A 23,071-nucleotide genomic window follows, 5' to 3' on the forward strand; every position below is an offset into this window, starting at 1 on the left:
TCGATCATGAAGCTTTGCGATGGATCATGATGCCTCGACCGGGGTGCGGTGGGTGCCGGTGAGGACGATGTCCCAGCGGTAGCCGAGGCTGAACTCGGGTGCGGTCAGCGAGTGGTCGTAGCCGGCGATCAGCAGCTCGCGGGCCTTCGGGTCGGTGACCGACTGCAGGATCGGGTCGAGGTCGAACAGCGGGTCGCCCGGGAAGTACATCTGGGTGATCAGCCGCTGGGTGAAGTCGGTGCCGAACAGCGAGAAGTGGATGTGCGCGGGACGCCAGGCGTTGAGGTGGTTGCGCCACGGGTACGGTCCCGGCTGGATGGTCGTGAACCGGTAGCCGCCGTCGTCGTCGGTCAGACAGCGGCCGGCGCCGGTGAAGTTCGGGTCGAGCGGCGCCGGGTGCTGGTCGCGCTGATGCCAGTAGCGGCCCGCCGCGTTCGCCTGCCAGATCTCCACCAGCTGGTTACGGACCGGGCGGCCGTCGCCGTCGGTGACGCGACCCGCCACCACGATGCGTGAGCCCTGCGGCTCGCCGGCGTGCTGGATGGTGAGGTCGGCCTCGTCGTCGGCGACGTCTTGGCGGCCGAAGCAGGGTGCCCACAGCTCGGCACCCTCGGGATCGGCCAGGACCGGGCTCTGGGTGGGGTGCCGCAGCGTGCTGCTGCGGTAGGGCGGGTAGTCGAGGCGCGGCTGCGGGCCACCCGTTGCGCGCAGCGCCCCGATCTCGCGATCGATGTCGGCCTGGGTCGTCACGCTCGTGACGCTAGGCGGCATCGGCCCGGCAGGCGATACTGAGCTTCCACTGAACGGAAGGCCATCATGAGCGCCAGCGTCACCTCGCGGGCCCTGGCCCTGCTCGGCGCGTTCGACGCGGACCATCGCAGCCTCACGCTCAGCGACATGGGCCGGCGGGCCGGGCTGCCGCTGGCCACCGCGCACCGGCTGGCCGGCGAGCTGGCGGCGTGGGGTGCGCTGGACCGGCAGCCGGGCGGCGAGTACGTGGTCGGCCGCCGGCTCTGGGATCTGGGGATGCTCGCGCCGGTGCAGGCCGGACTGCGCCAGGCGGCGTCGCCCTTCCTGCACGACCTGTACGGCACGACGCTGGCCACGGTGCATCTGGCGGTACGCGACGGGACCAAGGTGCTCTACCTCGACCGGCTCTCGGGGCACGTGTCGGTGCCGGTGGTGAGCCGTGTCGGGTCGCGGCTGCCGATGCACGCCACCGGGGTCGGCAAGGTGCTGCTGGCGTACGCGCCCGACGACGTGCGCGCCGAGGTGCTGGGCAAGCTGACCCGGGTCACGGCGTACACGATCACCCAGCCGGCGCGGCTGCTGGAGCAATTGCGCCGGGTCCGCGGCGAGGGATTCGCGACCACCGGCGAGGAGATGAGCCTCGGCGCCTGCTCGGTGGCGGTGCCGGTGCGCGGCGCCGACGGCGACGTGGCGGCGGCGCTCGGGATCGTGGTGCCGGACCTGCGCCGCGAGCGGGCCCGGCTGGTGTCCGCGTTGCAGGTCGCGGCGCACGGCATCACCCGTACGCTGTCCTCGATGCCTTCCACCCAGTGGAAATAGCGCCTTGCCGGACCGGGTCCGGGAAGGAAAGGCTGAGCGCATGCGCACCCAGGTCGCCATCATCGGCGCGGGCCCGGCCGGTCTGCTGCTCGCCCACCTGCTCGCCCGCGGCGGCGTGGACGCGATCGTGGTGGAGACCCGCTCGCCGGAGTACGTGGCGTCACGCATCCGCGCCGGCATCCTGGAGAGCTCCAGCGTGGACCTGCTCACCTCGGTCGGCCTGGGCGAGCGGCTGCACGCCGAGGGGCACGAGCATCGCGGCATCTACCTGAACTGGCCGGGCGAGCGGCACCATCTCGACTTCGTCGATCTGGCCGGCCGCAGCGTCTGGGTGTACGGCCAGACCGAGGTGCAGAAGGATCTGGTCGCGGCGGGTACGGCGTCGGTCGTGTACGAGGTCGGCGACACCGAATTGCACGACGTCGGCACCGAGCGGCCCTTCGTGACGTTCACCGACCGTGAGGGCAGGCCGCAACGCATCGACGCGGACGTGATCGCCGGATGTGACGGATCGTTCGGGCCGAGCCGGCACGCCGCGCCGTCGGAGTCGTACGAGCGCGTCTACCCGTACTCGTGGCTGGGGATCCTCGCCGACGTGGCGCCCTCCACCGACGAGCTGATCTACTCGTGGCATCCGCACGGGTTCGCGCTGCACTCGATGCGCTCGCCCACGGTGAGCCGGCTGTACCTGCAGGTCCCGAACGGCACCGACCCCGCCGACTGGCCGGACGACCGGGTCTGGGAGGAGCTCGCGCTGCGGCTCGGGCACGGCCAGGACGGCTGGAAACTGACCCCGGGCCCGGTCACCGACAAGAGCGTGCTGCCGATGCGCAGCTACGTGCAGACCCCGATGCGGCACGGCCGGCTGTTCCTGGCCGGCGACGCCGCGCACATCGTGCCGCCGACCGGCGCGAAGGGCCTGAACCTGGCGATCGCCGACGTGACGTTGCTCAGCCGCGCGTTGGTCGCGCTGCTCAAGGAGGGAAAGCCGGAACTGGCCGGCTCCTATTCGGACGACGCGCTGCGCCGGGTCTGGCGATGCACCCACTTCTCCTGGTGGATGACGACGATGCTGCACGCGAGCGGCGACGAGTTCGACGCCCAGTTGCAGCTCTCGCAGCTGCGCTGGGTAACGTCGAGCGAGGCCGGCGCGACCGGGCTGGCGGAGAACTACGCGGGGCTCGCCATCGGTTTCTAGGAGATGACCTAGGCGGCGCCGCAGCCAACCCACGTCATGGGTACGCAGACCCGCTTGCTTGACGGCACATTCGAGGTCCGAACGACGAAAGGGCCGAACGTGACCGACAAGAAGATCATCGCGATAGTGGGCGGAACCGGGCATCAAGGCGGCGGGCTGGTGCGAGCCATCCTCGACGACCCGGACGGGCCGTTCGCGGCGCGGGTCCTCACCCGCCATCCCGACTCCGCGAACGCGCAGGAGCTGCGGAAGCGCGGCGCCGAGATCGTCCGGGGGGATCTCGACGACGAGGCCAGCCTGCGGGCGGCGTTCGACGGGGCGTACGGGGCGTTCGTCTACACGAACCACTACGACCCGCAGGCTCCCGAGGACGCGGCGAACCGCAGCCGGGCGCGCCGCGAGCTGGACCAGGCCGCGAACGCCGCGACGGCCGCGAAGGCGGCGCACCTGCGGCACGTGGTGTGGTCGACGCTGGAGGACACCCGGCCGCATTTCGCCCACCTGGGCAGCGACGCACCGGTCATCGAGGACGACTACACGGTCCCGCACTTCGACGCCAAGGGTGCCGGGAACGCCGAGTTCCTGAGCCGGGGCGTGCCGACCACGATCCTCGAGACCACGCTGTTCTACGAGGCGTTCCTCACCACGCGCAAGCCCCGCCGCGAGCCGGACGGGCAGCTGGTGGTGAGCCTGCCGCTCGGCGACGGAACCCTCTCGATGGTGGCGGCCGAGGACATCGGGCGGACCGCGTACGGCATCTTCCGGACCGGTGCGGGGCTGGTCGGACGCACCGTGAGCATCGCGGGCGACGTCAACACCGGCGACGACGTCGCGGAGACGCTCACCCGGGTGCTCGGCGAGAAGGTCCTCTACCGCCCGGTCACGCCGCAGGAGCTACGCGCCACCGGGCTGCCGTTCTCCGGCGAGACCGCCAACATGTACCAGTTCTACAACGAGGCGTCGGACCTGCTGATCGCCAAGCGGGACCCGGCCGCGCTGCGGGCGACGCTGAACCCGCGGTTGCAGTCGCTCGAGGACTGGATGACCGAGCACCGCGACGAGCTCATGCCATAGCAGCCAGGCGGCGCAGGCCCTCGGCGGAGGCGGAACCCGGCGCGGCGGTCATGAAGTTGAGCCGCTGGCCGGGCGCGTCCGGGATGCGCAGGCTCTCGTCGTGCAGGGTCAGGCGGCCGACGGCGGGGTGGTTGTACTCACGGATATTGTGCGCGCAGTCCGCCACCGGGTGCTCGGCCCACAGGCGTACGAAATCGGGGCTCTTGGCGCTCAGCTCGTGGATCAGCTCGCCGAACCGCGGGTCGCCGGGGCTGTCGCTGGCGGCCGTTCGCAGGTGGGCGGTGATCTCGCGGGCGTGGCCTTCCCAGTCGACCCAGAAGTCGCGCGCGGCCGGGTCGAGGAACGTCTTGCGGGCCACATTGACCCGGGGCGCTCCGATCAACGCGTAGGCGAGCGCGTTGCCCGCCAGGATGTCCAGGCGCCGGCCGATGACGAAGGCCACCTCGTCGGTGCGCGCCTCGATCAGGGTGACGAGCGAGTCACGGACCGTCTCCGGGCCGGCGGTGACCCGCTCGCGCTGGGCCGGCCAGGCCAGCCGGTTCAGGTAGTGCCGTTCGGTGTCGTCCAGGCGCAGGGCGCGGGCGATCGCGGCGACCACCGAGTCGGACATCTGGTGGATCTCGCCCTGTTCGATCCGGGTGTAGTAATTCACGCTCATGCCGGCCAGCAAGGCGACCTCGGCGCGTCGCAGACCGGGCACCCGGCGCGTGCGGCCGACCGTGGGGACGCCGGCGTCCGCGGGGTTCAACGCGGCCCGCCGCGAGCGGAGAAAATCACCTAAATCGGTCATCCGGTTGACGCCCATGTTCCCATCATGGCGCTGCGGTCGCGTGCGGGCGGCCGGTCGGATCCGCTTTGAGACCCGAGGCACAGCCGGTGATCAGACGCCCAGCGTCAGCCCGCGCAGGTGCAGCCGGTAGCCGCCGTCGTCCTGGGTCAGTGGCCCGGTCACCTCGGCCTCCGCGCCGACCGCCGCCGCGAGTCGCGGGTAGGCGCCCGCTTCGGCCTCGTCCAGCGGCCGGCGGGCCCGGCGGTCATGGTCCCACTGGATCTTCGACGCCGGGTCCAGCGCCACGATCGTCACCGCCGGCCGCGTGCCGTCCGCGGCCAGGACGAGTCGCCCGCCGATCTCGGCGATCCGCCCGCGCAGCCGCACCTCGACGCCGCGCAGCTCGTACGTCCCGTTCACCATGCCGGGGAACTCGCGTGCCCAGGCCCGCACGTCGGGCAGCCGGTCGTCGGCGAGATACAGCCTCGCGGTCGAGTCCGCGACGTCGGGCACCGGGCTGACCAGGTCCACCCCGTCGAGCCGCCCGAGCGCCTCGTAAGCCCCACCCCAGCACGACCCGATCCCGTACGGGCAGGTGCCGGTGATCCCGACGACCACCTCGGTGCCGTGCGCGCTGCGTTCGACCTCTTGTTCGCGGGCCTCGATCGGCCGGAACGACGTGGCACCGACCGAAACACTTCGCACCGGTACGCCCGTGCCCCGCAGCCGGACCACCCGCGCCACCGAGGGCACCCCGCCGGCGGTGAGCAGGAAAAGCATGTAATGCCCCGGCGGGCAGAGCCGGGTCGTCGCCGGTGCGGTGACGATCAGGCGTGACCCGGCCACCCGGAAGGCGAGGCGGTTGATCCGCTGGTTCTCGTCGAACGAGTGCGTCACCGACGGCAGCCGGATCCAGGTGACCGCGCGGATCGCGTCCGGGCGATCCGCGCCGACCTCGAACTCCGCACCGACGTCGACCGCGTCCGGGGCCGAGGTGATCCGCGGCCGCGGCCCGCGGAAAAGGTACGGCGGTGAGAAGATCTGCGCGTCGCGGTGCGAGTCCTGCGGGTCGTTCGCGTTGTCGTCCGGCCGGTACTCGCCGCCGCCGGCGCTGAGCACCCGGCCGTCCGGCAGCAGCACCGCGGTCGAGTGGTAGCACCGGTCGTTGGTCTCGGCCGACAACTCGGTCCACTGCCGGCTCGCCGGGTCCCACAGCTCGGCGGTGTGCACCGGCCGGCCGGGGCCGAGGTCGTTGAACCCGTTGTTGGGCCCGGCACCGCCGCGGGTCCCGCCGACGACCAGCACGGTGCCATCCGGCAGCACGACGGCGTTGTGCTGCCGTCTCGGGCTGTGCATCGCGTTCGCGGGCTCCCACCGGCGCGGGTTGCCGGCGAGGTTGATGGTCTCGGCCCGGTCGGTCGGCTGACGCGTGCCGACGTCGTTGCCGCCGCCGATGTAGAGCACCCGGTCCACGTCGTACAGCACCGCCGGGCAGTAGTCGCGCAGGCCCAGGGCGCGGTTGCCGACCTCGGTCCAGCCGCCCGGCCGGGACGTCTTGAGCAGCAGCGTCCGCGCGTTGGTGCCGGACATGAAGACGTCCCCGGTGGAGGCCACGTGCAGGCGCGGATACAGCGGCAGCCCGATGAAGTTGAGCGGCTGCCCGTCGCCCCGGTCGATCGTGGTCCAGGTGCCGTTGTTCCAGATCTGCAGCACGTCGGCGACCACGGTCTGCAGGCCGGGCGGACGGGCCGGATCGATGAAGCTTCCGGACATGACGAGCACGGTCCCGTCGGGCAGCGTGACAGCGGTCGGATACCAACGCCGTACGGGACGGCCGTCGGGGGTTTGCATGGGCGCGGAAGCGGTCCAGGTGTTGTCGCGCCAGTCGTAGAGCGCGGCCTGAGCGAGCCCGTCGCCGTCCTTGAGGTGCCCGCCGACCACCAGCAGCCGGCCGTCGGGCAGGAACGCGTGACCCGAGCAGAACAGGTTGACCTTGGTGCCGTCGCGGTCGGTGGGCTGCGGCGTGGCGACGGTCGCGCCGGTCGCCGGACTCCAGACGAACGGCCGGGACTCGTGCACGTCGAGCGAGTCGCCGGGAGCGGGCCGGCGGCCCCACATCAGCACCCGGCCGTCCGGCAGCACGCTCGTGTGGATGGCGACGTCCGGCAGCGGGAAGACCGGATCCCAGCGGCCCTTCGCGGCGGGGTCGGCCACCCGGAACGTGAACGGCGCGTCCTGCGCGTCCGACTCCACCGCGGTCGCGCCGGTCGCACCCAGGAACGTCGTGTCGTGATCGTCGTACGCGACCCGCAGGTAGTAGCGGATCTCGTCGCCGGGCCGGAACGCGCCCGAGGGGATGCCGCCCCGGTAATACTTGTTGTTGCCCTCGGTCCGCAGGAAGGTCATCGGCCGCGGTGTCCACGCCGGATCACCCGGGCGCCGGACGAACAGCAGGCTGCCGTCCTGCAACTGGTTGCCCGGATTGCCGCCGCCCTGGAACTGGTTGCCGGTGACCACCGTGACGTCGGCGCCCGGCACGATCGCGCCGGCCGGGTCGAGCATGCCGCCACGGCCCCGGGGTTCCGGGTTGCCCGGGATGTGCCACGCGTTGCCGAGATCCGCCATCCTCGCCCACTCCTCCGGTCGGTCGGCGCCGAACGTCTCGACGCTACGGAGTGCGGGGGCGGTTTCCTGTCCGCCTTCCGACTAGGACTCGTCGCGCTTGTTCTGGCCGGCGATGAAGTAGGTCCAGCGGTCGTCGAACTGCCAGCTCGCCTCGCGGTAGTAGTCGAGGACGTCGGAACGGGCCAGCGACAGCGCCCCGGCGATCATCAGCACCAGCGCGACGAGCCCGAGGATGGCGTTGAGGTCCGGGTACCAGCCGGGCGCGAGCTCCTCGTAGAGTCCGGTGACGAGGTTGAACAGAAGGAACCCGCCGCCGGCGAAGGCCACCACCCAGGTGGCGATCTGGGCCCATCGCCGCCGGGGGACGCGGACCGCGAACGCGAGCCAGCCGAACACCAGGGTGAGCACCGATTCGACGGCACCGATGAGGACGAAGTCGGCCACCGGCCCGAATCGCGGCCATGCGGCGACCGTCGAGACGCTCATGCCCAGGGCGGTCAGCGAGCACCCGGCCAGCAGCAGCGACCCGGCCCGGACCGCCGGTGGCATCGGCTTGTCGATCAGCACGGCGCGCACTGTAGCGAATCCGGCGGCACGGCGGGTGCCCGTACGAATCCGGGCCGGTCCCGCGGGACCGGCCCGGCGCGCGCCGCCACGGGGGACGGGCTCGTGGCGGCGCCCGGCCGATCCGCCTCGGGTCGCGGATCAGGCCGTGGTGCACGCGGCGCCGTTGACCGTGAAGCCGCTCGGTGCCGCGCTGTTGCCGGTGTGCGTGGCCTGGAAGCCGATCGACACCGAGGAACCGGGCGCGATCGCGCCGTTGTAACTCGCGTTCCGTGCCGTGATCTGGCCGGACGCCGGGGCGTACGTGGCGTTCCAGCCGGACGTGATCGCCTGGCCGGCGGGCAGGGTGAAGCCGAGGCTCCAGCCGTTGATCGCGGCGGTGCCGGTGTTGGCGATGGTGAGCTGGTCGGTCAGCCCGGTGTTCCAGGAGTTGACGGTCGTGGTCACCCGGCAGGCGCCGGGCTGGGACGGGGGTGTGGTGGGCGGTGTTCCCGTCGAGTCCAGGCCGAAGAACGCGATCGCCATCCGGGCCATGCCGGGCAACGGCAGCGAGTGCCCCACCCCGGCGACGCTGATCGCCTCGACTTTCGCCTGCGGCCCGGACGTTCCGTAGCGGGTGCGGGTCCAGCCGGACTGCGGTGAATCCGTGGTGACCGGCGTCTGGCTGACGCCGAGCACGTTGGTCCACTGCTTGATCTCCTCACCGAAGTTCGGGTACTGCAGCGTCGTGTCGGCGGTGCCGTGGAACAGCTGCACGCGCGGACGCGTGCCGGTGTATCCCGGGTAGGCGCCGCGGACCAGGTCACCCCACGCCTGCGGAGTCTTGGTGACCTGGCCGCTGGCGCAGGCGTTGTTCCACATCGACGGGTCGCTGGTGGCGAAGCACGCGAACGGGACGCCCATGAACGCCGCCCCGGCCGCGAACACGTCCGGATAGTCGCCGAGCAGGACGTTGGTCATCATGCCGCCGGACGACGCGCCGGTGACGAAGGTGCGGTTCGGGTCGGTGCGGTACTGCTGCTGCACGTAGCGGACCATGGCGACGATGCCGGCCGGGTCGCTGGTGCTGTCGTGCCGCAGCGCGCCCGCGGTGGACACGTCGAAGCAGCTGCCGGAGCAGGTCGCGGACGGGTAGACGACGATGAAGCCGTACTGGTCGGCGAGGCTGGCGAACTCGGTGCCGGAGTAGAACGCGGGGCCCGATCCGGTGCAGTAGTGGACGGCCACCAGCAGCGCCGGGTTCGCCGCGAGGCGGTCCGGCACGTACAGGTGCATGCGCAGGTTGGTGGGGTTGGTGCCGAAGCCGGTGATCTCGCGCAGCGACGCGGCCGCGGCGGGAGCGGCGACGACCAGGACGGCGATGGCGGCCGCCACCAGTGCGGCGAGGAGCTTTCTCATGGAGATTCCTTTTCCCGTACGGGCGGAGGAGGGCGCGACGGCGCGGAGGTCGAGGAGGCAGCCGGTGGTGTGATGGCCGGCGCCGGCGGGCGGTGGTGTGACGGCCGGCGCCGGCGGCCGCGGGACCGGTCGGTGAAGGGGCAGCCCCGCGGCCGCACGATCACCGTCGGGTGCAGGTGGCGGTGGACGGGCCGGTGCCGGTGCCCTGGAAGCCGAACTCGGTGCTGGAGCCGGCCGCGACCGCGGCGTTGTAGGCGACGTTGCCGAAGCTGACCGCGCCGGAGGTGCCGCTGGCCTGGGCGTTCCAGGTGTTGGTGACGGCGGCACCGGACGGCAGGGTCAGGGCGGCGGTCCAGCCGTTGAGGGCGGTGGACCCGGCCGATACCCGTACGGTGGCGACGAATCCGCCGTTCCACTGGTTCAGCGAGATCGTGGCGGTGCAGGCTCCGTTACCCGGCGGTGGGGTCGACGGAGGCGTCGTCGGATCCGTCGGATTTGTCGGGCCGGCGCCGTTCAACGCGTCCAAGGTGGACTGATAGGCGGCCTTCTTGTTGCCGCTGCCGTCGAACAGCAGCGGGGTGTCGCCGGACCGCCAGGAGTCGCTGTCGCGGACGCCCCACACCGTGATGCCGTTGCAGCGCGCGACCGCGAGGCAGGCGTTGACCACCGTGCGGTACTTGCTGGCCTGGTCGGTGCCGGAGCCCTGGATGTCCAGCTCGGTGATCTGCACGTCGACGCCGGCCGCGGCGAAGTTGCTGATCGTGGTCTGAAAGTTGCCCGGCACCGGGTTGCCGCTGTTGAAGTGGCCCTGCAGGCCGACGCAGTCGATAGGCACGCCGCGCGACTTGAAGTCCTGCACCATCCGCAGCACCGCTTGCGTCTTCGCGGAACTCGGGTTGTCGATGTTGTAGTCGTTGTAGCAGAGCTTGGCGGCCGGGTCGGCGGCGCGGGCCGTACGGAACGCGACCTCGATCCAGTCGTTGCCGGTGCTCTGCAGGTTGGAGTTGCGGCGGGAGCCGTCGCCGTTGTCGGAGAACGCCTCGTTCACCACGTCCCAGGTGTAGATCTTGCCCTTGTAGTGGGCCAGCACCCCGTTGATGTGGTTGATCATGGCGGTGCGCAGGGCGGTGCCGCTCATGCTCTGCATCCAGCCCGGCTGCTGGTTGTGCCAGGCGAGGGTGTGGCCGCGGACCCGCTTGCCGTTGGTGGTCGCCCAGTTGTAGACGCGGTCGGCGTTGGTGAAGCTGAACTGGTTCTGCTGCGGCTCGGTGGCGTCGATCTTCATCTCGTTCTCGGGGGTGACCATGTCGAACTCACGGTTCGCGATGGTCGTGTACGCCGAGTCGCCGAGCTTGCCGGCGCTGATGGCGACGCCGAAGTAGCGGCCGCTCTGCTGAGCGGAGGCGCCGAGCGTGGTGGCGGCGTTCGCGGCCGGGGCGGCGACGAGCGAGACGCCGAGGGCGATCAGCCCGGTAGCGAGGGCGGTGCCGGCGGCGAGGACACGCCGCCGGCCGGTTCGGGGATCTGTCATGGCCTGGGCCTTTCCAGCTGCGGTGGGGGGAACGGGCGGCGATGGAAAGTGATGCTGATCGATCGAAACATTAACGACACACCCCGATAATCACAACAACCAATGTCCCCGTACGCGGTATGGGCGCGCTCCCATCCGGCCCAGTTATCCCATTAAATCCGCCCTAGACCGGGCAATCCACCGACCGTAAGTTTCGGAGTTTCCCGCTTGGACCAAGTCCCGAAGATCACTGAAATGTTTCACCACGACTGCCCACGGGCCGCGCCCACGATCCGCGCCCGCTCCCTACCCCGACCCACTGCCACACCGCAGCATCGCCCCACACCACAGCACCGCCCCACAGCACCGCCCCACACCACCGCCCCACACCACCGCCCCACACCACCGCCCCACACCACCGCCCCACACGACCGCACCGCCCCACACCACAGCACCGCACCCTCACCCCGCCCCGACCTCGCCCCCGACCTCCGGCCCCGCAACCCGTCAAGATCTCGACGCGCCCAAAACGGCCGTCCCATTATCTGGACGAAAATGTCTGCAATATGGACGGGAGTCCGAACAGGACGGTGGCTTTGTCCGCAACTAGGGCTTTTGCGACCGCCGAATTCCGCTCGATTTCGAGACCTTGGAGAGTTAGGGCTCGTATGTGGGCGTAACTCTCCAAGGTTCGAAATTCGGCCGGAGCCGCACTCATCTCCCTCGGATCGAATGGGTCAAAAGTAGCGAAAGGACGCCCGCGACCGGCGAAGTCGGCGCATATTTCGGGGGTCGGGATTCCCGCTGAGGGCGCAGCCCCGGGATGTGCAAATGTGTGGGCGCCGGCCCGCAGCGGGTTCAGCGGCGTGCCCCGCGACTCGCGTCCAGGCACTCGGATCTGCGCTTACGTGCCGACGAGTCGGAACGCCCCGCATATGGAAAGCCTCGAAAAAACTTATCGGCACGCGGCACCATGGTATTCGTCACCGAATGGCCGCTGGCCGCTTCCGGTAAATGATGTCAGCATCGCGATACCACGAAGTCGCGCGACATATAAGGAAAAGCTCAGAATGCCATTCGAAATACGGCCGGTGTGGTCCGCGGACTACCAAGCCCTGGGGCAGGTCACCGCCGACGTCTACCGCGTGGCCTACCCGCCGATCGAGGAGACCGCGGCCGCCGTACGGGAAATGTATGACGTCACCGACCGCGTGGCCGGCTCGGAGACGACCTTCGTCGCGGTCGACGGCGGCAAGATCGTCGGAGGGGTCTCGTTCCTGCTGGCCGGCGCCAAGGACGGCCACGCCGCGCGCCCCGGCGAAGGCGAGTTCCGCCTGCTCGCCGTCGACGAGGCCGCCCGCGGCCGGGGCGTCGGCCGGGCCCTCGTGCAGGCGTGCCTCGACCGGGCCGCCGCGCTCGGCCTGCAACGCGTCGTGCTGAACACCGGCCCGGACATGCTGGCCGCCCAGCGCCTCTACGAGCGGATGGGCTTCCACCTCGAACCGGAGCGGGACTGGGAGCCGGTCCCCGGGATCCGCCTGCTCACCTACGTCATCGACGTGCCGGCACCTCGGAACTGACCACCGGCGGCGCGGCGTGTCCCCGGGCCACCGGCACCATCGCCGCCAGCACGACCAGCGCGGCCGGCGGCAGCAGGTCCAGGTTCACGCTGATCGCCAGAAATCCGACGAAGAACAGCGCCGGGCTCCACCACGGCAGCCGCCCGTCCGCGACCCGGATGCTCAGCAGCAGGATCATCCCGAGCACGAAGCACAGCGGCCCGGCCGTCTCCAGCGACGACGGCAGCGGGAGGCGGTCGTGGAAGCCCGCGTTCAGGTCCCCCGCGATCACCCACAGGAAGCAGCCGACCCCGAACGTCGCGGCCGCCACGCCGATCGCGGCCAGCGGCCGCGCCCGCTCCCACAACGCCACCGCCAGCCCGGCGAACAGCACCATCGCACCGAAGAACGCGAGGTGCCCGACGGTCCACGTCCAGCCGCCCTTGGTGTGCCCGTCCAGCCCTCCGGCGAAGCGCAGAACCCCGTAGCACAGCAGCAACAGCGGCGCCGACAACGACAGTGATCTCATACGCCGGAGCCTAGGGACGCCGGGGACCCCACCGACTCCGGTGAACTCCCCCGCCGAACCCCTAGGTGACCGCGTCGATGTAGATTCAATCTACGTAGACTGCATCTACCTTGGGAGCCGTATGTTCGCCGGCCTGGCCGGGTCGGACGCCATCGACGCGCACCTGATCACCGGCGGCCTGCCGGGAGTTCTGCTGCGCTGGCCGGCCGGGACATCGGCGGACGACTATCTCCGCGACGAGTGCGCCGACCCGGCATCGCCGCTGTTCACCGTGCCGGAGCAGTCCCTGGCATCGGAGTTTCCCAATCCGGACATCGCCCGGCGCGTCCTCGAAGCGGTGGGCGGCGACGTCCGCGCCTACGCGAGCATCGCCAGTACCGCCGGCGGGCGCGGCGGTGCCGTCACCTCCGGCACGCTGTCCCCGTTGTTGCGGCAGCTCACCGACGACAAACAGGTGCTCGCCGGCGACCAGCCGCTGTCGACCGGCAGCGGCAAACCCACCCTCTACCGGGTCGCCGACAGCAACCTGCGCCTCTACCTCGCCATCCTGCGCGACGTCTACCACCTGACCTTGCGCGGCCGGGCCGGCGCCGGGTTCGCCTTGTTTCAAAGTCGCTGGTCCAGCTGGCGTGGCCGGGCCCTCGAACCGCTGGTCCGCACGTCGTAGGGGCCTGGCACGACGTCTGATCAGGTCGTGCGGCGCAGGTCGGCGTCGATCGCGGCGGTCGCGGACAGCAGCCGGGGCAGGAAGCGGGCCCGCATCTCCTCGACCGTCACCCGGGCGGCGTGCGCCGAGATGTTCACCGCGCCGGCCACCCCACCCGAGCGGTCGTGGATCGGCGCCGCGATCGCCAGCAGCCCCTCCTCCAGTTCCTGGTCGACGATCGCGTACCCCTGCTCGCGCACACGCGCCAGCTCCGCCCCGAGGTCAGAAGCCGTGGGCACGGTCCGGTTGGTCAGCCGGGCCAGCGGCACGCGCTCCAGGTACGACGACAACGCGTCGGGCGGGAGAAAAGCCAGCAGCACCCGGCCCATCGACGTGGCGTACGCGGGAAATCTCGTGCCGACCGTGATCGCGACCGTCATGATGCGGCTGGTGGGCACGCGGGCCACGTACACGATGTCGTCGGCGTCCAGGACGGACAGTGACGAGGACTCGTGCACCTCGGCCACCAGGCGTTCCAGGTGCGGCGCGGCGACCTCGGGCACGGACAGGCTGGACAGGAACGCGTAGCCGAGCTCGAGCACCCGCGGGGTCAGCGAGAAGAACCGGCCGTCGCTGCGCACGTACCCGAGATCGGCCAGGGTGAGCAGGAACCGGCGGGCGGCCGCGCGGGTGAGATCGCAGATCTTGGCGACCTCGCTGAGGGTCAGCTCGGGCCGCCGGGCGTCGAAGGCGCGGATCACCGCGAGCCCGCGCTCGAGGGACTGGACGTGGTGCGGTTCGCGGGTCACGGCTCAGAGCCGGATCGAGGAAGATCGTTGACGTGACACGAGCCACATCATAGCGTTCTCCATGTGAACTTCCGTTCGCAGAGCGAACACGCGACCCCCAAAACGGAAGGAAAGCCATGCGACGCGTGCAGATAGTGGCAGCAATAGCGGCGTTGACGGTGGTCGGCGCGTGCAGTTCCTCGGGCGGGACAGCGCCGGAAAAAGAGGGCGGCGTCGATCAGGTCAAGGTCGGCGTCATCCCGATCGTCGACGTCGCACCGATCTACCTGGGCCAGCAGAAGGGCTTCTTCAAGACCCGCGACATCGAGCTGACGCTGGAGAGCGGGCAGGGCGGCGCCGCGATCGTGCCCGGCGTGGTCAGCGGCCAGTTCCAGTTCGGCTTCAGCAACATCACCTCGCTGCTGATCGCGCAGACCAAGAACGTGCCGATCAAAGTGGTCGCGAACGGCGTGGCGTCGACCGGCAAGTCCGGGGCCGACTTCGGCGGGGTGACGGTGAAGGCGGACAGCCCGATCACGACCGCGGCCGACCTGGCCGGCAAGAAGATCTCGGTGAACACGCTGAAGAACATCGGCGACACCACCGTGCGCGAGTCGGTGCGCAAGGCCGGCGGCGACCCGAGCGGAATCAACTTCGTCGAAATGCCCTTCCCCAACATGCCCGCCGCGCTGCAAGGTGGACAGGTGGATGCCGCGTGGGTGGTGGAACCCCAGCTGTCGGAGATCAAGGCGGCCGGCGGACGCGTGGTGGCCTGGAACTACGTCGATGCCGCGCCCGACCTGACCGTCGCCGCGTACTTCGTCTCGACCAAGCTCCAGTCCGACAACCCCGATCTGGTCAAGCGGTTCACCGACGCGATAAACGAATCCCTCACGTACGCCGACGGCCACCCCGACGAGGTGCGGGCGATCCTGGGTTCGTACACGAAGATCGATGAAAAGACGCGGGATTCGCTGACCCTGCCCCGGTGGCCCACGCAGATCAACGAGGCGTCGGTGGAAACCCTGGCCAAGCTCGGCCAGCAGGACGGCATCTTCGGCGGCGCGACCCCTGATCTGAGCAAGCTCCTGCCGTGAGAGCCCTGACGAAAGTGAGCCTCGGCCTGGCCGGACTGGCCGGGCTGCTCGTCCTGGTCGAGCTGCTCCCCCGGCTCGGCCTGGTCGACGACCGCTACCTGCCGCCCACGACCAGAATCCTCGGCGCGTTGCAAGACGAGATCTCCACCGGCGACCTGTGGCGGGCGCTCGGCGACACCCTGTACGCGTGGGCGATCGGCCTTCTCATCGCCGTCGTCGCGGGCGTGGTCGCCGGCATCGCGATCGGTGCGGTGCCGGTGCTGCGCGCGGCGACCGCGTCCACCGTGGAGTTCCTGCGCCCGATCCCGTCGGTCGCGCTGATCCCCCTCGCGGTGCTGCTCTACGGCACCGACCTGGGCTCGACCCTGCTGCTGGTGGTCTACGCCGCGTTCTGGCAGGTGCTGGTCCAGGTCCTGTACGGTGTGGCGGACGTCGACCCGGTCGCCGCCGAGACCGCGCACAGTTTCCGCTTCACCACGTGGGGCCGGATCCGCTACGTGCTCTGGCCGACCGCCCTGCCGTACGTGTTCACCGGCGTCCGGCTGGCCGCCGCGGTGGCGCTGATCCTCGCCGTCACCGCGGAACTGGTGATCGGCGCCCCCGGCCTGGGCCAGTCCATCGCGGTGGCGCAAAGCTCCGGAGCCATTCCCACCATGTACGCCCTGATCGCCGTCACCGGGCTGCTCGGCGTCGCGATCAACGTGGCCGCCCGCGCGTTCGAGCGGCGCTCCCTCGCGTGGCACCAGTCGGTCCGGGGGGAGATTCCCGCATGATCAAGAAGCTTGCGTACGCCGTGGGCCTGCCCCTGATCCTCTTCGTGCTCTGGTTCGTGCTCAGCAACGGCAGCGAGAACTTCTACGCCCCGCCGCTCAAGGACATCCTGCGCGCGTTCGCGGACACGTGGACACCCGAGCGGCTGCGCGCCGACGTCGTCCCCAGCCTGCTGCGGCTCGCCGCCGGCTACGCCCTCGCCGCCGTCATCGGCATCGCGCTGGGCGTCGCGATCGGCCTGAACCGGCGGCTGCGCGCCACCCTCGAACCGGTGCTCGAGTTCTTCCGGGCCATTCCGCCCCCGGTATTGGTCCCGGTCATCATGCTGTTCGCCGGAATCGGTAACGGCATGAAGGTCATCGTGATCGTGTTCGGATGTATCTGGCCGATCCTGCTGAACACCGTCGAGGGCGTACGGGCGGTGGATTCCGTGCAGGCCGACACCGCACGGGCGTACGGGATAACCGGCCCCGCCCGGATCGCGCGCGTGGTCCTGCCGTCCGCCTCGCCGCAGATCGCGGCCGGTCTGCGGCAGGCGCTGTCCATCGCGATCATCCTGATGGTGATCAGTGAGATGTTCGCCGCGAGCAACGGTCTCGGCTTCACCATCGTGCAATTCCAGCGCAGCTTCGCGATCCCGGAGATGTGGAGCGGGATCATCCTGCTCGGCCTGCTCGGTTTCGCGCTGTCGCTGCTGTTCCGGCTCGCCGAGCGGCGGGCACTTCGCTGGTACGACGGTCTGCGCGAAGCGCAGCGCAGGTCTTAAGGGGCGCGGATGCTCGAGGTCAAGGGACTACGCAAGGTCTACCGCTCCGGCAGCGGGGACGTGGAGGCGCTGCGCGACCTGACGTTCCACGTGGACACCGGCGACCTGGTCTGCCTGGTCGGCCCGTCCGGCTGCGGCAAGACCACGCTGCTGCGCTGTCTGGCCGGGCTGCTCGACCCCACCGCCGGGACGGTACGCATCGACGGGCATGAGGTGGCCGGTCCGCCGCCCGGTCTCGCGATGGTGTTCCAGGAGTACGGGCGCAGCCTGTTCCCGTGGATGAGCGTGCGGGACAACGTCGAACTCCCCCTCAAACAAAAGAGGATTCCCCGTACGCGTCGCCTCGAGCTGGTCGGCGAGGCCCTCGATGCGGTCGGGCTGGCCGGCACCGAGTCGTCCTACCCGTGGCAGCTGTCCGGCGGCATGCAGCAGCGGGTGGCGATCGCCCGGGCGGTGGCTTACGAGCCGACGACGCTGCTGATGGACGAGCCGTTCGCGGCGGTCGACGCGCAGACCCGCGCCGATCTGGAGGATCTGGTGCGGTCGTTGTGGCAGCGGCTGAGGGTGACGATCCTGTTCGTCACACACGACATCGACGAGGCGGTCTATCTCGGGCAGCGCGTGGTGATGCTGTCCTCGTCGCCGACGGTCGTGCAGGACGAGCTGGTGGTGGACCTGCCGGCGGCCCGGGACCAGTTGCACACGCGGGCGGACAGCCGGTTCACCGCGTTGCGGACGCACGTCTACGAGCAGATCCAGGCGGCGAAGCGGGGCCGGCCGGCGACGACGGTGTGAGAGACCCCCGGCGCCGGTGGTCCGCCGCCGCCGGTGCCGGGCCGCTACGACTGCATGATCAACTCGTAGGAGCGGGCCCGGTCCTTCGCGTCCACGATCATCGACCACACGATGAGCTCGTCGGCACCGAAGCGGCCGGCCATCTCGGTCAGCCGGGCCCGGACCTGATCCGGGGTGCCCTGCGCGACGTGCTCGCGCGATGCCACGGCCGCCGCGTTCTCGTCCGGCGTGAACTCGTAACTCGCGGCGGTGGCCGGGTCCGGGATCGGCACCTCGGTCTGGCCGCCGGCGATCCGCGCGCGCAGAAACTCGAGCGGCCGGGCCAGGTAGGCGGCGTGCGCCTCGTCCTCGGCGCAGAAGGCCGCGACGCTGAGCATCAGCCGCGGGGTGTCGCTCCACCGCGACGGCCGGAACTCCCGGCGGTAGCGCTCCACCGACTCGGGGGTGTTCTGTGGCCGGAGGTGATGGGCGAAGGCCATCGGCAGGCCGAGCCGCGCGGCCACCGCCGCGCCGTTCGGGCTGGAGGCGAGCAGCCACGGCTCGGCGGCCACGGGATGCTCGCTCGCGAGTCGCAGCAGCTCGGCCAGATTCGCCTCGTACTCGTCGTCGGTGGCCGGGTCGCGGCCCTGCCGCAGGGCCCGGACCGTCTCCTTGTCGTAGGTGCCGGGGCCACGGCCGACGCCGAGGTCGATGCGGCCGGGGAAGAAGGCGGTCAACGCCGCGAACTGCTCGGCGAGCGCGAGCGGGGCGTGGTTGACGGCCAGCACGCCGCCGGTGCCGACCCGGATGTCCGTGGTCGCCGACGCGACGCGGGCGGCGACCACGGCGGGCGGGAAGGCGATCATGTGGGCCGAGGCGTGATGCTCCGCGTACCAGACTCTGCGGTAGCCGGATCGCTGCAGGCCCTGCGCGACGTCGATGACGCCCGCGACGTCCAGTGCCGGGGTCGCGGTGTCGACCGCGAGCAGTTCCAACGCGGATACCGGAATGTCGATCACCCGGGCCAAGGTAGCCGCTTTCGGCCGTCTCGTACCGGTAGAGACTGTGTTGTCACAGCGCTGAACCCGGCAGCATCTCGGGGAAAGACCAGGGTACGGGCGCTACTAACGGGGTGGCGTGGCGGCGTCAGACTGTAGGCGTGCGCTTCATCCTGAACGTGTTGTGGTTCATCTTCGGTAGCGGCCTCTTACTCGCCATCGGGTACGGGCTCGCCGCCCTGCTCTGCTTCGTCCTGATCGTCACGATTCCGTTCGGCGTGGCAGCGCTGCGCATCGCGGGCTACGCGCTGTGGCCCTTCGGCCGGACGGTCGTGAGCCGCCCCTCCGCCGGGGTCGCCTCCGGCATCGCGAACGTGCTGTGGGTCGTGCTGGCCGGGTGGTGGATCGCGCTCGGTCACATCGTCACCGGTGTCGCCCAATGTGTGACGATCATCGGTATCCCGTTCGGTATCGCCAATTTCAAGCTCGTCCCCGTCGCGTTCTGGCCGCTGGGCCGCCAGATCGTCGACGTCGATAACCCCCGAGTCGAGGAGCAGTCATGGAGATAAGCGGCATCTTCACCGCCATCATCGTCGGCCTCATCATCGGCGCGCTGGGCCGCCTCGTGGTGCCCGGCAAGCAGAACATCCCGATCTGGCTGACCCTTCTCATCGGCGTGGTCGCCGCGTTCATCGGCACGTTCCTCGCCAGCCTGTTCGGGTGGGACGAAACCCGCGGCATCGACTGGCTCGAGCTCTTCCTCCAGGTGATCGTGGCGGCCCTGGGCGTGCTGCTGATTTCCCGCCGGAGCTCCGTCACGAAGTCCTAGCACGATCGTTTCCCGTCGCGCTCCGCCTCGTTTATCAAGGCGGAGCGCGTCGTTGTCCTGACCATAGGTAATATTTCGTCCGCTTCCGGGTGGCCGGATGGCACCCTCATGGTGCGCAAATACCGGGATGTGCAAAGCTGCGCGCTACATCAGCAGCGTTCGCTGTTCTCACATTTGTCCGGAGGCCCTTTCATGGCATCAATCCTCTACCTGGTCGCCGGGGTCGTGGTCGGCCTCGTAGCCGGCTGGTTCGCGCGCGGCGCCCGCGGCGCCGGCACCGGCCAGGCCGAGGCTCCCGCACCCCAGCCCGCCAGCGCCGCGCCGTCCCCGGAGCCGCTCACGGCCTCCGCGGTGGCGGCCGAGGCGGCCGCCGACCTCGAACCGGCCGACGACGCGCCGACCGCCACCACGGCGGTCGGGTCGGAGGTCGCCGAGCCGGTCACGATGGCCGCCCTTTCCCCCGAGGCCCCGGCCGCCGTTGACCCGGCCCCGAGTGCCGTCGCCTCGCCCGCTCTCAACGGCAAGCAGGCTCTCAACGGCAAGGCCGCCGAGCCGGTCGGCGTCACCGCCGAGCCGGTCGCCGAGCCCGAGCTCGTCACCACGGCCGCGGAGACGGAGCCCGTCGCGGAATCCGTTGCCGAAACGGAGCCCGTCGCCGAGCCCGTTGCGGAGATCGAGCCCGCGGCCGAGCCCATCGCCGACCCGGAGCCGGTCGTGACCGTTCCGGCCCAGGCGAAGCCGGTGGACGAACCGTCCGCCGCCGAGCCGGCCGAGGCCGAGCCGGTCGCCGTCGCGGCCGTGCCGAGCCCGGCAGCGGTGGCCGTCGCCGGGTCCGACGATCTCACGAAGATCCCGGGCATCGGTCCGAAGACGGCGCAGGCGCTGTCCGCCGCCGGCATCACCACCTGGCGCCAGGTCGCCGACTCGGACGCCGCCGCCCTGCGCGCGGCACTCACCACCGCGGGCGTGCGCTCCGCTCCGGGCCTCGCCAACTGGCCCGAGCGGGCGAAGCAGCTCCTCGACACCACCAACTGAACCAGCACCGCGGAGGCCCCGATGCGTAAGGGTTTTCGCGCCACGACGAATGCCCGGTGAGTCCCCGACTCGCCGGGCATTTCCGCGCTCCCAGCAAGCCGGCGGCGCTTGACCCGCTCCGCCGCGCTTTGACTCGGCCCCCCGCGACGGGGCTGCTACAACGCGGCCACCGCGGCGGCCACCTTGGTGCGCAGCCCCTCCGGGAGCGGTGCATAGCCCAGGTCGGTCGCCGCTTGCTGGCCGGCGGGGCTCGAGGCGTACGTGAGGAAGCTCTTGGCCAGCGCCGACGTGTGGGCGCGGCAGAGGATCTCGTAGGTGACCAGGACGATCGGGTACGCCCCGGGGGTCGCGTTGCGATAGTCGATCGCCAGCTGCAGGTCGCCGCCCGCACCGGTCACCCGGGCGCCGGCGACCATTTCGGCGGCCGCGGCGTCGGTCAATGCCGGGTACTGGCCGGCGGCATTGCGCACGCGGGCGGTGGGCAGATTGTGGAAGCTCGCATACGACGACTCGACGTAACCGATCGCGCCGTCGGTGCGCTCGATCGCGGCGACCACGCGGTTGCTTCCCTTCTGTGCGGAGCCGCCGGGCGCGGGCCAATTGGCGTCGCTGCCGAATTGCCAATCAGCGCCGGCGGTGGCCGCCAGAAACTTCGTGAAATTGTCCGTCGTGCCGGAGGAGTCGGATCGGTGGACCGTGCGAATGGGCGTGGCGGGCAGCAGGACGCCGGGATTCAGGGCGCCGATCGCCTTGTCGTTCCAGGTGGTGATCGTGCCGCGGAAGATCTGCGCGATCACCGCGGGCGTCAGCAGCAGCGACGACACGCCGGCGACGTTGAAGGCCAGCGCGATCGGCCCCACCACCATCGGCAGGTGCACCACCGGGCCGCCGCAGCGGGCCGTCACGCCCGGCAACGTCTCCGCGGTCAGCGCCGAGTCGGAACCGGCGAAGTCCCCGGTGCCGTCCGCGAACGCCCGCACCCCGGCCCCGGAGCCGGCGCTGTCGTAGGCGATCGTCGCATCCGGACAGCTCACCTGGTAGTTCTTGATCCAGGCGTTGACCGCGTTGGTCTGCGCCGACGACCCTTGTGCTTTCACCGAGCCGGACGCGCACGCGATGTTCGCCGGGGCCGCCTCCCCCCGCGACGCCGAGCAGGCCGCGGTGGACAGGAGGATCGCGAGCGCGGCCGCCGTGCGAAGCGGAACGCGGCGCCGGCGCGAGGAAGGCGAATTCATGGCAGCCCCTTCAGCGGTACTCGGCAAGGCGCCGGCGAACCCCCACCAGCACCAGCAACATCACCAGGCCGAGCACCACCAGCGGGATGACGGCCCAGCCGGTCAGCAGGGTCTCGGTGTCGTCCATGGCGTCGTCGAAGGCGGCCTTGCGGTCGTCCGCGATCCGCGCCACCGCGGCGTCGTAGTAGGAGAAGTCGAAGGCCGCCGCGCCGCGCCGGATGCCGGTGAGCTGGTCGATCGCGGCCGCGTCCCGGCCCTGCCGCGCCAGCGCGACGATGGCCTTGTGGTCCCGCTCGTAGGCGCTCCAGCGGGAAACCACCTGCCCGGCCGCGTCCGGGCTCACGTCGCTGCCGCCGGCCACCGCGGACAGCCCGCCGGTGATCGACCCGCCGCCGGTGCCGCACCCGCCGCCCTTGCCCAGGCAGCCGGACTTGGTGGCGAAGTCCTGTTCGTAGTAGGCGAGGTTGTCGCTGATCAGATACCGGCTCGTGTCGGCGGCGGCGTCGTAGCTGATCGCCCGCGCCTGCGACAGCGCCAGGAACGGCGTGAGGCTGTCGTCGCGTGCCGCGCCCAGCCAGCGCGCCTGCAGGCTCAGCACCGTGGTCAGCGGGACGAGCAGCGCCACCACCAGCACGGTGGCCAGCAGCAGCGCCGGGTTCAGCACGCGCCGGAACCGCCGCGCCAGCCACACCTGCAGCCCGATCAGCAGCGCGGCGAGAACGACCCCGAGGACAACCGCCAGGCCCGTCGCCCACCCTTGGGTCAACCGCTTTCCCGCGTACGCCTCGGCAAGCTGTCCCTCGCTCGCGTTCTTGAGCCGCTGCGCGGCCGGCAACAGGTCGAGGTGCAGCACGTTGGTGGCCTGCGTGTAGTACCCGGGCGCGGCGTCCCCGGCGGTGAGCGTCTGCCACACGCGTTCCCGGTAGACCGCGAGGTGGCCGAGCAGCTCGAGCACGATCGCCCGGCTCTCCGCCCCGGTCGCCGTGGTCAGCGACTTCTGCAGGTCGGCGTCGACCTGGTCGCTGCGCTGCTGGTAGGTGCCGAGCGCGTCGGCCTGGGTGCCGGCCAGCGCGTCGTTGTCACCGGTGAGAACCATCCGGGCGGCAGAAGCGTCCATGTCGCTGAGTGCGAAGTAGAGATCCGCCGCGGTGGCCGCCTGCGGGGCGGCCACGTCGCCGATGGTCCGCACCTGGCTCTGCACCCGGGCCATGAGCAGGCTGGTGGACACGAGCAACGCGGCCGCGACGGCCGTCACGAGGACGACCAGAAGGCGCAAACGGGCGGGTGTCTCGGGCCGGACAGCCCGGCGGGTAAGAGATCGCGTCGCCTCTAAAACT

General features: G+C 70.8%; 23 protein-coding genes. 12 read left to right on the forward strand and 11 right to left on the reverse strand.

Going from position 1 to position 23,071, the window contains the following annotated elements; genetic code table 11:
• Positions 1 to 24: 24 nt before the first annotated feature.
• Complete coding sequence (gene pcaH / locus HH310_RS10930) at positions 25 to 750, reverse strand: protocatechuate 3,4-dioxygenase subunit beta (RefSeq protein WP_312033961.1); 726 nt, start codon at positions 748 to 750, stop codon at positions 25 to 27.
• Between the two features lie 66 nt (positions 751 to 816).
• Between pcaH and HH310_RS10935 the strand changes: the two genes are divergently transcribed.
• The 3 genes from HH310_RS10935 (at position 817) to HH310_RS10945 (ending at position 3,841) form a co-directional block, all read left to right on the forward strand.
• Positions 817 to 1,569, forward strand: coding sequence for an IclR family transcriptional regulator (locus tag HH310_RS10935; protein WP_169175370.1), 753 nt, complete (start codon positions 817 to 819; stop codon positions 1,567 to 1,569).
• A 40-nt stretch (positions 1,570 to 1,609) separates the two neighbouring features.
• Positions 1,610 to 2,767 (forward strand): 4-hydroxybenzoate 3-monooxygenase, encoded by a 1,158-nt coding sequence (locus tag HH310_RS10940; protein WP_169175371.1) that lies wholly within the window; start codon positions 1,610 to 1,612, stop codon positions 2,765 to 2,767.
• A 99-nt stretch (positions 2,768 to 2,866) separates the two neighbouring features.
• Positions 2,867 to 3,841 (forward strand): NmrA family NAD(P)-binding protein, encoded by a 975-nt coding sequence (locus tag HH310_RS10945; RefSeq protein ID WP_169175372.1) that lies wholly within the window; start codon positions 2,867 to 2,869, stop codon positions 3,839 to 3,841.
• On the opposite strand, the gene HH310_RS10950 is transcribed toward HH310_RS10945, so the two are convergent.
• The 5 genes from HH310_RS10950 to HH310_RS10970 all read right to left on the reverse strand — a co-directional run bounded on the left by HH310_RS10950 (position 3,831) and on the right by HH310_RS10970 (position 10,728).
• Positions 3,831 to 4,646: a helix-turn-helix transcriptional regulator gene (locus HH310_RS10950; protein ID WP_169175373.1), complete on the reverse strand. Its 816-nt coding sequence runs from the start codon at positions 4,644 to 4,646 to the stop codon at positions 3,831 to 3,833. The genes HH310_RS10945 and HH310_RS10950 overlap by 11 nt on opposite strands.
• Before the next feature lie 75 nt (positions 4,647 to 4,721).
• Positions 4,722 to 7,235 (reverse strand): galactose oxidase-like domain-containing protein, encoded by a 2,514-nt coding sequence (locus HH310_RS10955; RefSeq protein ID WP_169175374.1) that lies wholly within the window; start codon positions 7,233 to 7,235, stop codon positions 4,722 to 4,724.
• A gap of 81 nt (positions 7,236 to 7,316) precedes the next feature.
• Positions 7,317 to 7,802, reverse strand: coding sequence for a hypothetical protein (locus HH310_RS10960; RefSeq protein ID WP_169175375.1), 486 nt, complete (start codon positions 7,800 to 7,802; stop codon positions 7,317 to 7,319).
• A 138-nt stretch (positions 7,803 to 7,940) separates the two neighbouring features.
• Positions 7,941 to 9,197, reverse strand: coding sequence for a PHB depolymerase family esterase (locus HH310_RS10965; protein ID WP_169175376.1), 1,257 nt, complete (start codon positions 9,195 to 9,197; stop codon positions 7,941 to 7,943).
• A gap of 160 nt (positions 9,198 to 9,357) precedes the next feature.
• Positions 9,358 to 10,728: an endo-1,4-beta-xylanase gene (locus HH310_RS10970; protein ID WP_169175377.1), complete on the reverse strand. Its 1,371-nt coding sequence runs from the start codon at positions 10,726 to 10,728 to the stop codon at positions 9,358 to 9,360.
• 1,049 nt (positions 10,729 to 11,777) lie between these two features.
• Between HH310_RS10970 and HH310_RS10975 the strand changes: the two genes are divergently transcribed.
• Positions 11,778 to 12,287, forward strand: a complete 510-nt coding sequence (locus tag HH310_RS10975; RefSeq protein ID WP_169175378.1) for a GNAT family N-acetyltransferase — start codon at positions 11,778 to 11,780, stop codon at positions 12,285 to 12,287.
• On the opposite strand, the gene HH310_RS10980 is transcribed toward HH310_RS10975, so the two are convergent.
• Positions 12,259 to 12,795, reverse strand: a complete 537-nt coding sequence (locus HH310_RS10980) for a hypothetical protein (protein ID WP_248293912.1) — start codon at positions 12,793 to 12,795, stop codon at positions 12,259 to 12,261. The genes HH310_RS10975 and HH310_RS10980 overlap by 29 nt on opposite strands.
• Before the next feature lie 121 nt (positions 12,796 to 12,916).
• On the opposite strand from HH310_RS10980, the gene HH310_RS10985 reads away from it, so the two are divergent.
• Positions 12,917 to 13,462 carry a hypothetical protein gene (locus HH310_RS10985; RefSeq protein WP_169175379.1) on the forward strand — a complete coding sequence of 182 codons (546 nt, stop codon included), beginning with the start codon at positions 12,917 to 12,919 and terminating at the stop codon, positions 13,460 to 13,462.
• A 20-nt stretch (positions 13,463 to 13,482) separates the two neighbouring features.
• Here the strand turns inward: HH310_RS10985 and HH310_RS10990 are convergent, their stop codons facing one another.
• Complete coding sequence (locus HH310_RS10990; protein ID WP_169175380.1) at positions 13,483 to 14,250, reverse strand: IclR family transcriptional regulator C-terminal domain-containing protein; 768 nt, start codon at positions 14,248 to 14,250, stop codon at positions 13,483 to 13,485.
• 116 nt (positions 14,251 to 14,366) lie between these two features.
• Here HH310_RS10990 and HH310_RS10995 point away from each other — a divergent pair, with 116 nt between their 5' ends.
• The 4 genes from HH310_RS10995 to HH310_RS11010 are packed head-to-tail and all read left to right on the forward strand — an operon-like array spanning position 14,367 to position 17,658.
• Positions 14,367 to 15,326 (forward strand): ABC transporter substrate-binding protein, encoded by a 960-nt coding sequence (locus HH310_RS10995; RefSeq protein ID WP_169175381.1) that lies wholly within the window; start codon positions 14,367 to 14,369, stop codon positions 15,324 to 15,326.
• Complete coding sequence (locus HH310_RS11000; protein WP_312033962.1) at positions 15,323 to 16,099, forward strand: ABC transporter permease; 777 nt, start codon at positions 15,323 to 15,325, stop codon at positions 16,097 to 16,099. Before HH310_RS10995 ends, HH310_RS11000 begins: the two co-directional genes overlap by 4 nt.
• Positions 16,096 to 16,863 carry an ABC transporter permease gene (locus tag HH310_RS11005; protein ID WP_169175382.1) on the forward strand — a complete coding sequence of 256 codons (768 nt, stop codon included), beginning with the start codon at positions 16,096 to 16,098 and terminating at the stop codon, positions 16,861 to 16,863. The genes HH310_RS11000 and HH310_RS11005 overlap by 4 nt, the downstream gene beginning before the upstream one ends.
• A gap of 9 nt (positions 16,864 to 16,872) precedes the next feature.
• The gene (locus HH310_RS11010) at positions 16,873 to 17,658 is read left to right on the forward strand and encodes an ABC transporter ATP-binding protein (RefSeq protein WP_169175383.1); all 786 of its coding nucleotides are present in this window, start codon (positions 16,873 to 16,875) and stop codon (positions 17,656 to 17,658) included.
• A gap of 44 nt (positions 17,659 to 17,702) precedes the next feature.
• Here HH310_RS11010 and HH310_RS11015 read toward each other — a convergent pair whose 3' ends face one another.
• On the reverse strand, positions 17,703 to 18,656 hold the full coding sequence (locus HH310_RS11015) for an MsnO8 family LLM class oxidoreductase (protein ID WP_211192025.1): 954 nt from the start codon (positions 18,654 to 18,656) through the stop codon (positions 17,703 to 17,705).
• A gap of 140 nt (positions 18,657 to 18,796) precedes the next feature.
• Here HH310_RS11015 and HH310_RS11020 point away from each other — a divergent pair, with 140 nt between their 5' ends.
• The 3 genes from HH310_RS11020 to HH310_RS11030 all read left to right on the forward strand — a co-directional run bounded on the left by HH310_RS11020 (position 18,797) and on the right by HH310_RS11030 (position 20,499).
• On the forward strand, positions 18,797 to 19,204 hold the full coding sequence (locus HH310_RS11020; RefSeq protein ID WP_312033963.1) for a YccF domain-containing protein: 408 nt from the start codon (positions 18,797 to 18,799) through the stop codon (positions 19,202 to 19,204).
• The gene (locus HH310_RS11025) at positions 19,195 to 19,464 is read left to right on the forward strand and encodes a GlsB/YeaQ/YmgE family stress response membrane protein (RefSeq protein ID WP_169175385.1); all 270 of its coding nucleotides are present in this window, start codon (positions 19,195 to 19,197) and stop codon (positions 19,462 to 19,464) included. Before HH310_RS11020 ends, HH310_RS11025 begins: the two co-directional genes overlap by 10 nt.
• A 192-nt stretch (positions 19,465 to 19,656) precedes the next feature.
• Entirely contained in the window at positions 19,657 to 20,499 is an 843-nt protein-coding gene (locus HH310_RS11030; RefSeq protein WP_169175386.1) for a helix-hairpin-helix domain-containing protein, read from the forward strand.
• A 155-nt stretch (positions 20,500 to 20,654) separates the two neighbouring features.
• Here the strand turns inward: HH310_RS11030 and pstS are convergent, their stop codons facing one another.
• Together pstS and HH310_RS11040 are read right to left on the reverse strand one after the other, a co-directional pair.
• Positions 20,655 to 21,734: a phosphate ABC transporter substrate-binding protein PstS gene (pstS, locus tag HH310_RS11035; RefSeq protein ID WP_169175387.1), complete on the reverse strand. Its 1,080-nt coding sequence runs from the start codon at positions 21,732 to 21,734 to the stop codon at positions 20,655 to 20,657.
• A gap of 10 nt (positions 21,735 to 21,744) precedes the next feature.
• On the reverse strand, positions 21,745 to 22,989 hold the full coding sequence (locus tag HH310_RS11040; protein ID WP_312033964.1) for a hypothetical protein: 1,245 nt from the start codon (positions 22,987 to 22,989) through the stop codon (positions 21,745 to 21,747).
• Positions 22,990 to 23,071: the final 82 nt, after the last annotated feature.

Origin of the sequence: Actinoplanes sp. TBRC 11911, from assembly GCF_012933445.1 — a bacterium.
Lineage (GTDB): Bacteria > Actinomycetota > Actinomycetes > Mycobacteriales > Micromonosporaceae > Actinoplanes.